6 protein-coding genes and 1 tRNA gene are annotated in these 8451 nt (G+C 37.3%); 5 read left to right on the plus strand and 2 right to left on the minus strand.

Going from position 1 to position 8451, the window contains the following annotated elements:
- The first annotated feature begins 368 nt into the window (after positions 1–368).
- The 3 genes from M0P98_05360 (at position 369) to M0P98_05370 (ending at position 5338) form a co-directional block, all read left to right on the plus strand.
- A complete protein-coding gene (locus M0P98_05360) occupies positions 369–1901 on the plus strand; it encodes an insulinase family protein (GenBank protein ID MCK9266291.1) in 1533 nt (510 codons plus the stop codon).
- Positions 1902–1903: 2 nt separating this feature from the next.
- Positions 1904–3310, plus strand: a complete 1407-nt coding sequence (locus M0P98_05365; protein ID MCK9266292.1) for an insulinase family protein — start codon at positions 1904–1906, stop codon at positions 3308–3310.
- Positions 3311–3586: 276 nt separating this feature from the next.
- Positions 3587–5338: a hypothetical protein gene (locus M0P98_05370; protein ID MCK9266293.1), complete on the plus strand. Its 1752-nt coding sequence runs from the start codon at positions 3587–3589 to the stop codon at positions 5336–5338.
- Between the two features lie 72 nt (positions 5339–5410).
- Here the strand turns inward: M0P98_05370 and M0P98_05375 are convergent.
- Positions 5411–5484: transfer RNA gene (locus M0P98_05375), tRNA-Arg, on the minus strand.
- 791 nt (positions 5485–6275) lie between these two features.
- Between M0P98_05375 and xseA the strand changes: the two genes are divergently transcribed.
- Together xseA and xseB are read left to right on the plus strand one after the other, a co-directional pair.
- A complete protein-coding gene (gene xseA, locus M0P98_05380; GenBank protein MCK9266294.1) occupies positions 6276–7586 on the plus strand; it encodes an exodeoxyribonuclease VII large subunit in 1311 nt (436 codons plus the stop codon).
- A gap of 4 nt (positions 7587–7590) precedes the next feature.
- Positions 7591–7806 (plus strand): exodeoxyribonuclease VII small subunit, encoded by a 216-nt coding sequence (gene xseB / locus M0P98_05385; protein MCK9266295.1) that lies wholly within the window; start codon positions 7591–7593, stop codon positions 7804–7806.
- A 438-nt stretch (positions 7807–8244) separates the two neighbouring features.
- On the opposite strand, the gene M0P98_05390 is transcribed toward xseB, so the two are convergent.
- The coding region (locus M0P98_05390; protein MCK9266296.1) for a hypothetical protein at positions 8245–8451 on the minus strand (207 nt) is incomplete at its 5' end.

Raw genomic sequence — 8451 nt, forward strand, 5'->3', positions numbered from 1 at the left:
ACCGCTCAGTTTGTTTGTCATCACAATATTTTGCTAATATCAGAAGCAAATTATGATGTACGTCCTCAGTAAACACCGTTCAGAGCAGGTAGTCTGCCTTACGGATTTGCAGAAATAAGGAGTTTTTGCCTTCTGCCCTTGGGGGAGAAGGATCAAGGATGAGGGGTCTGCAGAGCAAGTTAATGGGATGAGGCTTATCCCGAGCATTCCTGAGGGAGGAGAGTTGGGGATGGTTTGCTGATATTTACTAAAAATTGGGAATGAACCCCAACCTTGCTTGTATAGTGGAAACAAGTTTTCACCTGCACAAAAGATTTATGCAGGTAAGTTTTAGAATAGCGAGACAGGGTTTACTGAATATTCACATTATGGCTACAAATATAACTAAAGGACAACAAAGTTCAACAAACATATACATTAGAAGGATAGTACTAATTTTTTTTATAATATTATCTTTTTCTTGCCGACTTTTTTCATCTACAATGGACCAATATAAGAACAGAATAACCGAACATACACTTAAAAATGGGCTCCACTTTATTTTACTTGAAGACCATACTGCCCCAGTTGTTTCATTTCATATACACGTTAAGGTTGGAAGCGTTAACGAAAAACTTGGCGACACAGGAATAAGTCATCTTATTGAACATCTTGCTTTTAACGGAACACCTACACTTGGGACAACAGATTGGAGAACAGAAAAATCTATTTTAGAAAAGATTGATAAAAAATATAAAGAGATTAAAAGTATTCAACTTTCACAACCACATAATAGTCCATTAATAAAACAACTTTATGAAGAATTTTCTGCTCTTAACAGTAAAGCGGCAACTTTTAACGTGTCTAATGAGTTTGGGAAAATTCTTGATATGCACGGTGCTGTTGGACCAAACGCTTATTGTAGTTATGATATGACCGCTTTTTGGGTAGAACTACCTTCAAACAGAGTAGAACTTTGGGCTGCTTTAGAATCTAACAGGCTTTTTAATCCAGTATTCAGAGGGTTCTATGAAGAACTTGAAGTAGTCAAAGAGGAACGTAGGATGAGGGTAGATAACTCTCCATTTGGAAAACTTATGGAAGAGTTTTTAGGTTTAATATATAAAATACATCCTTATAGAAACCCTATTGTAGGTTATTCTGAAGACCTAAACAATATGTCTCGAGAAAAAGTCAAAAACTTTTACAAAAAATATTATATACCCTCAAATATCATTATTTCTGTAGCAGGCGATATATATCCAGACACATTTTTACCTCTTGTAAAGAAATACTTTGAAAATATTCCTTCAGGTCAAACTCCTCCAGTTAAGACTTTCACAGAACCAGAGAGTGTTTCTGAAAAACAGTTTGTTATTAATATGGATTCTCAACCTATTTTTTTACTCGGATACCCTATACCAGATATTAAACATAAAGACGTACCCGCTCTTCAAGTGTGTGCTGAAATACTTGCAAGTGGCAGAACTTCAAAACTATATCAACGTCTTGTGAAAGAAGAAAAATCTGCGGTATCAACTGGTTCTTGGTGTTGGACTCCTCAATATCCAGGTATATTTTACCTTTTTGCTATCTCTTCCCAAAATGGCAACAACAAACAACTTGAAACATCAATCATTGAAACTATAGAAGACCTTAAAAAAGGATGTTTGACAGAAGAAGAGATTTTAGGTGCCAAAGCAAGACTTAGAATAGAACTTTTAGCTTCTTTGAAATCTAAAAGAAAGTTAGCAAGAGAACTTGCATACTATAAAGCAATAACCGGAGATTGGCAGAATCTTTTTAAGTATGAAGAAAAGATTAGAGACGTTTCTTTAGAGGATATAAAAAGGGTTGCTAAAGAATATTTTACGGAAGCTAGAAGAACTATTGGTAAAATAGAACCTTTAAAAAAGGATTAACGATGGATAAAAAACTCTTTTTTTTTATTGCTATAACCTTACTTTTTAACGGGTGTGCACCAAAAATGTTATCAAAAAAAATAGAACAATTTAAATTTCCCCCTTTACCAGAAACAACATTACCATCCTACACAAAAGAGGTGTTACCTAATGGGTTGACTCTTATTCTTATGGAAGACCATAGTCTACCTTTAATAAATTTTTATTCAACTATTAAAACTGGTACAAAATACGACCCAGAAGAAAAGATAGGGTTAGCATCAATAACTTTTGATACTATAAGAACCGGTGGAGCAGGTGATATCAGTGGAGATAATATAGATAAAACTCTTGAAAATTTTGGTGCTCGTTTGAGTTTTGGAGTAGGTAAAGATATAGGATGGGCACAAGGGTTGATAGATACAGATAATTTTACACATATTTTTCCTATCTTTGTTGCTCTGTTGAAACAACCTTCTTTTGACAAAACAAAAATTGAGTTATCTAAAATACGACACAACACGGCTATCAGTAGAAGAGACGATGATATAGATGAGATTTCAAATAGAGAATTTAGAAAACTCTTGTATGGCACAAAAAGCCCTTATGCTAGAACTATTGAGTATGAAACTATCAAAAACATTACTCAAGATGACATTTTTCAGTTTCATAAAACTTTTTTTCAACCTCAAAACATTATATTAGGTGTCTGGGGTGACTTTGATAAAGATGAAATGCTCCAATATATAAAAAAAGAGTTTAAAACTTGGTCACCAGAGAAAGTACCTATACCTTCTGCACCCGAGATAGATTTTGCAATAAACCCTTCAACCACAAACTTGATAATCAAAAAAGAAGCAACACAATCCATAATAAAGATGGGACATATCGGGTTAAGAAGAGATGACCCTGATTACTTTACAGCGCTTGTCATAAGCAGGATTCTTGGAGCTAGTTGGAATTCAAGGTTTTCAAAAAATATCAGGCAAGAGAAAGGGCTTGCATACAGCGCTTGGGCAGGGTTTGGAGGAGAGTTAGGTTACACAGGTACATTTTCAGCTGGAGTACAGACAAAATCCGAAAGAACCCTTGAAGCAATTGACCTTATGCAAAAAGAGATAAGTCTTGCGTCGGTAGGAATAACCGATGAAGAACTTACAGTTGCAAAAGAAGGTATCATAAATAGTGAAGTGTTCTGGTCTGATACTAAAGATAAAATAATAACACGGATTATAAGATACGAATTTTATGGATACCCTTCAGACTACCCTCAAAAACTTATCCAAGGCGTAAAGAATGTTACTAGAGAAGATATTGCAAGGGTAGCAAACAAATATATTTTCCCTGATAAACTTACAATCCTTATTGTTGGAAACCCAGAAAAGTTTGAAAGCGACCTACCTGACAACATAAATATTTTAGAACCTTAAAAGAGATAAAATCTCTCAAAGATACTGGGACAAGCTCCAAAAGGAGAGGAGCGTTGAGAGGAAATACCACACATTTTGCCTTCTACCCCAAGGGGAGAAGGATCAAGGATGAGGGGGGCTTTTCCCAGTCCATCTTTGCGAGTGGCTTGTCCCGACAGGTTTTCTGAGGGATTTCATAACGTGGCAATTCCCTCGGAGGCACTCGGGACAAACCTCCGAGGTTTGCAACCAAGGTGGGGAACAAAGTGGGAAGGGGAGGAGAGAAAGGAGAGTTATATGAAACCGCTGAGCGGACCAAGGATAATACGTTCTCCGTGGTCGGATTTTTACGGGAGAGAGATAGAAGATTCTTTAAAGACACATCCAGAAAATTACCTTGAAGAAGTCGCAAGTGAAGGATTTAACTCAATATGGATACATTGTGTTCTTAGCAACATTGTTGGCTCAGATATTTTCCCAGAATTTGGTCAAAAAGAAAAAGAACAGATTCCTGCTCTCAACAAACTTGTTGAAAAAGCAGGTAGATACGGATTAAAAGTTTTTCTGTACCTATGTGAACCTCGCGGTTTCCCCGCTGATAGCGTTTTCTGGCAGAAAAATGACGACGTTAAAGGACGTCTTTCTGGAAACTGTTATGCCCTCTGCTCAAGCACTCAAAAAGTAAAAGATTATCTCTTTCAGAGCAGTTATAACCTCTTTAAAAAAGTCTCTGGTTTAGGTGGTACATTTATGATAACCGCAAGCGAATTTCACACCCACTGCTACTCCCATTATCCCAAGTGGCAGAAAAATTTGACAGACAAAACAGAAACTCAGTTTGGCTGTGAAAGGTGCATTATACGTAACCCTTCCGAGGTTGTCGCAGAAATAGTAACTCTTGTCAATTCAGGCATAAAAACAGCAAGCCCACAGTCCGAAACTATCGTCTGGAATTGGAGTTGGTACATTATAGAGCCAGACCCACAAAAACAACTTGTAAGTTTACTTCCCAACGACGTTATTCTTATGGCAGATTTTGAAAGAGGCGGCTCAATAAAAGTTCTTAATAAAAAAATTCCTGTTAACGAATATAGTTTTTCTTTTACAGGTCCATCAAAACGGTTTAAGGACATATATTCTCAAGCAAAAAGCAGAGCTTTGAAAATTATGGCAAAGATACAACTCGGCACAACCCATGAACTTGTTACCGTCCCTTACATTCCTGTTCCGTACATACTTGCTGAAAAAATATCCAGGATGAGAAATATTAATGTAGACGGATATCTCGGTTGCTGGATATTTGGGGGAGATATTACTCCTATGAGCAAGGTAGCAGGAAAGATGTCTCTTAACCCAGAACTCTCTGCATCAAAAGTAGTTAAAGAGATCGCAATAAGCGAGTTTGGAGACCGAAAAACTGCCAGTTACGTTACAAAGGCATGGAAACTCTTTTCAAAAGCGTGGAAAAATTACCCTTTCAGTATACCTTTTCTTTACAACTCTCCTGTCAATTATTCAACTGCATACCCTCTTTCTTTGGAAGCGGAAAAGACAGGTGTTATACCTTCATGGCGTCCTCTGCCAAGAGATAAAGACGGGCACATCAAGGTAGGCGAAAACCTTGAAACCTGGATTAACCCGTTTACTCCACATTTTGTTGTGAGAGTTTTTACAAAACTTCTTGCAGACTGGGATAAAGGTATTGAAATTCTCAAAGAAGGACAACTTGAGAATAACAAACAGAACAAGAGGTACAATAAAGAGCTTGATATGGCTGTTCATATAGGTCTATTGATTGAAAGCACTATTGATATAATAGAGTTTTACCGGCTACTTAACCTTTATAAGAAAAACCAGAAAGACAGGCAAACAATAAACAAACTCAAAAAACTTTTTGAAAAACAGATATCTATTACCAAAAAGGATAAGGAAATTGTTGAGAGGAACAAAGATTTTGGATATCATCCTGAAGCCCACGAGTTTTTTGTTACACCAGAAACTCTCAGCTACAAGATAAATCTTATGCAAAAAGAACTGGAAAAACTCTAATTTTTTAAGATAGGGTATTGGCTCAATTTGAAGAGAGCTCCACAGGCATAGGTTACAAAAGAAAATCTGCAGTGCGCTTGGTGAGATTCGAACTCACAGCCTTCGGCTCCGGAGGCCAACGCTCTATCCGGTTGAGCTACAAGCGCAAAATAAATAATTCAATCTCTATCATAGGAACCCTTTACTCTATTTACAACCCTTTCATTTTATCCTTTTTTACATAATATGCCAAATTTGGCTATCCTTTAAGCGCTCGCAATGCCACAAAACGGCAAGACAAGGATAAAGGATAAGAGAGAAGCGTATGTGCGTTATTTACTCTCTCCCGCTTTTGCCCTCTACCCTTGGGGTCTTGTCCCGAGTATCTCCGAGGGGTAGAAGGATCAAGACGAGGGTTGCCACATCATTAGAAGCATTCCTCGCAATGCCACAAAACGGCAGATAAAGACATAAAAGAACCCCCCCCTCACCTTGCATCCTCTCCCTCAGGGGGAGAGGCAAATAAGGAAAGATTGTCATTACAAGTGATGAAGGTTGTACCTATAAGTATTTTGCGGAGGTCAGACCTTCGTCTTAGTCAAGTATACGAAAAGAAATAGCCCCCCATTCCGTCTTTTGTAGTTAGTCTTGCGAGTTTTACCCGCTGAAGCCAACCTACGCTAAAATACAAGCTTCGGCAGGTATACCTTGACGTAGGTGGAGGGACAGTTAGCAACTTAACCAAAAACAAAAGACGTAATGATAAAGTATGAGATTGCCCCTTATATGTCATTCCGGACTTGATCCGGAATCTCGTTTTTTATTACCACTTCATAATGGTGACAAAGTGGGTAGTAGTTGTTATACTAACTTTTATATTAGATCTTTCTCAACAAATCAAAGCCCTTATAATAACTAAACTTTTATATTTAACGGCTTTCTGTTATAATTTTATGTTATGGAAACTTTAACATTAAAAAACTTTTTAGAGGCAGTAAAAAACTCCCTTGATACATCTTTTCCGCTACAATATTGGGTGAGTGCTGAAATAGCCGATTTAAAGGTTCATACCTATTCACAACACTGTTATTTGGACCTTGTAGAAAAAAATCAACACTCAGTTATTGCAAAAACAGGTGGAGTTATATGGAAAAACAGGTTTGAATATATAAGCAGAAAGTTTACCGAAGCAACAGGTCAACCTCTTAAAGATGGGATGAAGGTACTTCTATTAATAGAAGTGCTTTTTCATGGGGTATACGGATTTAAATTAAATGTTAATGATATAGACCCTTCTTATACCCTCGGAGAATTTGCGCTACATAAAAAAAAGATACTTGCTCTACTTGAAAAAGAAGGTCTTCTAAACAAAAACAAGTTGTTACCTTTCCCAACAGTTCCACAAAGAATTGCGGTTATATCTTCTCCTACTGCAGCTGGTTATGAAGATTTTATGAACACCCTCAATAACAACCCTTATAAATACCTTTTCAAAACAGAACTTTTTCATGCTTATATGCAAGGAGAACTTTCAGAAAAATCTATAACTGAAGCTTTAGGTTCCCCTTCTATAAAAGAAGGTAAGTTTGATATAGCAATAATAATTAGAGGTGGGGGTGATAAGGTTGATTTACATAGTTTTGATAACCACAATATAGGTAAAGCCATTGCTCTATGCCCTATCCCTGTTATCACAGGTATTGGACATCAAAGAGATGAGACTGTTGCAGATATTGTTGCCCACACTAAGTTGATAAGTCCTACAGCTGTTGCTGAGTTTATTATCTTAAAAACAAGAGAGTTTGAAGAGAATCTTGAACAGGCAGGAAGAAGATTTTCTATTCAGTTAAATAATCAACTTGCCAAGCAACAGGAAACCCTTTCAACGATAGATAAACATCTTCTTATTTTTACAAACTTTTTTATTCAACAAAAAAAGCAGTCTTTTAATGCCCTAATAGAAAACTTTAAAAATAGTACCTCAAAACAGCTTGCTGCAAACGAGTTTAAGTTAAAACAATTACCAGAAATTGTTTTAAAAGGTATTACAGTCTTTTTTAAAAGTAAAAAAATCTCTATTGAAAGATATAAAGATAAGATAGATTTGATGAACCCTGTAAATGTGCTTAAAAAAGGATACACACTCACTTTTAAGAATGGTTCACTTGTAAAAAACTTTGAAGAACTCCAAACTGGGGATTCTATAAAAACAAAATTTCATACAGGTGAGGTAGAAAGTAGAGTCACAAAAGTCAAAAAAACGAGGTGAAAAAATGGCAAAAAAAGAAGAAATGACATATTCCAACGCCCTTGCTGAACTTGAAGAGATAGTTGCTCTGATTGAAAATGAAGATATAGAGATGGACAGTCTTCTTGAAAAGGTTAAAAGAGCTTCGTTGTTGCTAAAAGTATGTAGAGCAAAACTAAGAGAAACGGAAGAAGAAGTAAAAAAGGTACTTGTGGATATAGGCGAAGAAAAGGAAGAATAAGGGACAAAAAAGTATGTGGTGTCTACTCACTCTGGTACTACGGCGCATACACCTTCTACACAACAATCAGGCACTCTGAGAACTCACCCTTCTGCACAAAGGGCGTCTCCGAAGGGCTTAACAGGCTCAGAGTAGGGGAACAAAAGGCTTGAACCTTTTGTTAACAGCCCGATTCTTGCTTGAGGTGTAGTTGCACCTCGTAATTCGTTCCTAAACACATACTTTTTTAATGAAAGAAAAGCAAAGGCAAGGATAAAAGCATAAAAGAAAGACGTATGTGGTGTCTACTCACTCTGGTACTACGGCGCATACACCTTCCCATTTTTGCCTTCTACCCTTGAGGATGTTTGGGGTGTAAGTCCCCAAGAGTTTGTAAAGAGGTTAATGGGATGAGGTTTATCCGCCGAAGCTTGTATTGTAGCGTAGGTGGAGGGGCAGTTAGCTTTGCGCTTTTCCCCCATTCCGTCTTTTGTAGTTTATCTTGCGAGCTTTACCCGCCGAAGCCTTGGCGTAGGAGGGGTTTCTTAGCGTGGCAATCTCGCCGTAGGCGGAAAAGGAATGGGAATAAACAATAGTGGGGATAAAAGCGAGGATTGCCGCAGTCACACAAAGCGTTCCTTCGCAACGACAAAAAGCGTCGGTTAG

Source organism: bacterium, assembly GCA_023230585.1.
Classification (GTDB): domain Bacteria; phylum Ratteibacteria; class UBA8468; order B48-G9; family JAFGKM01; genus JALNXB01.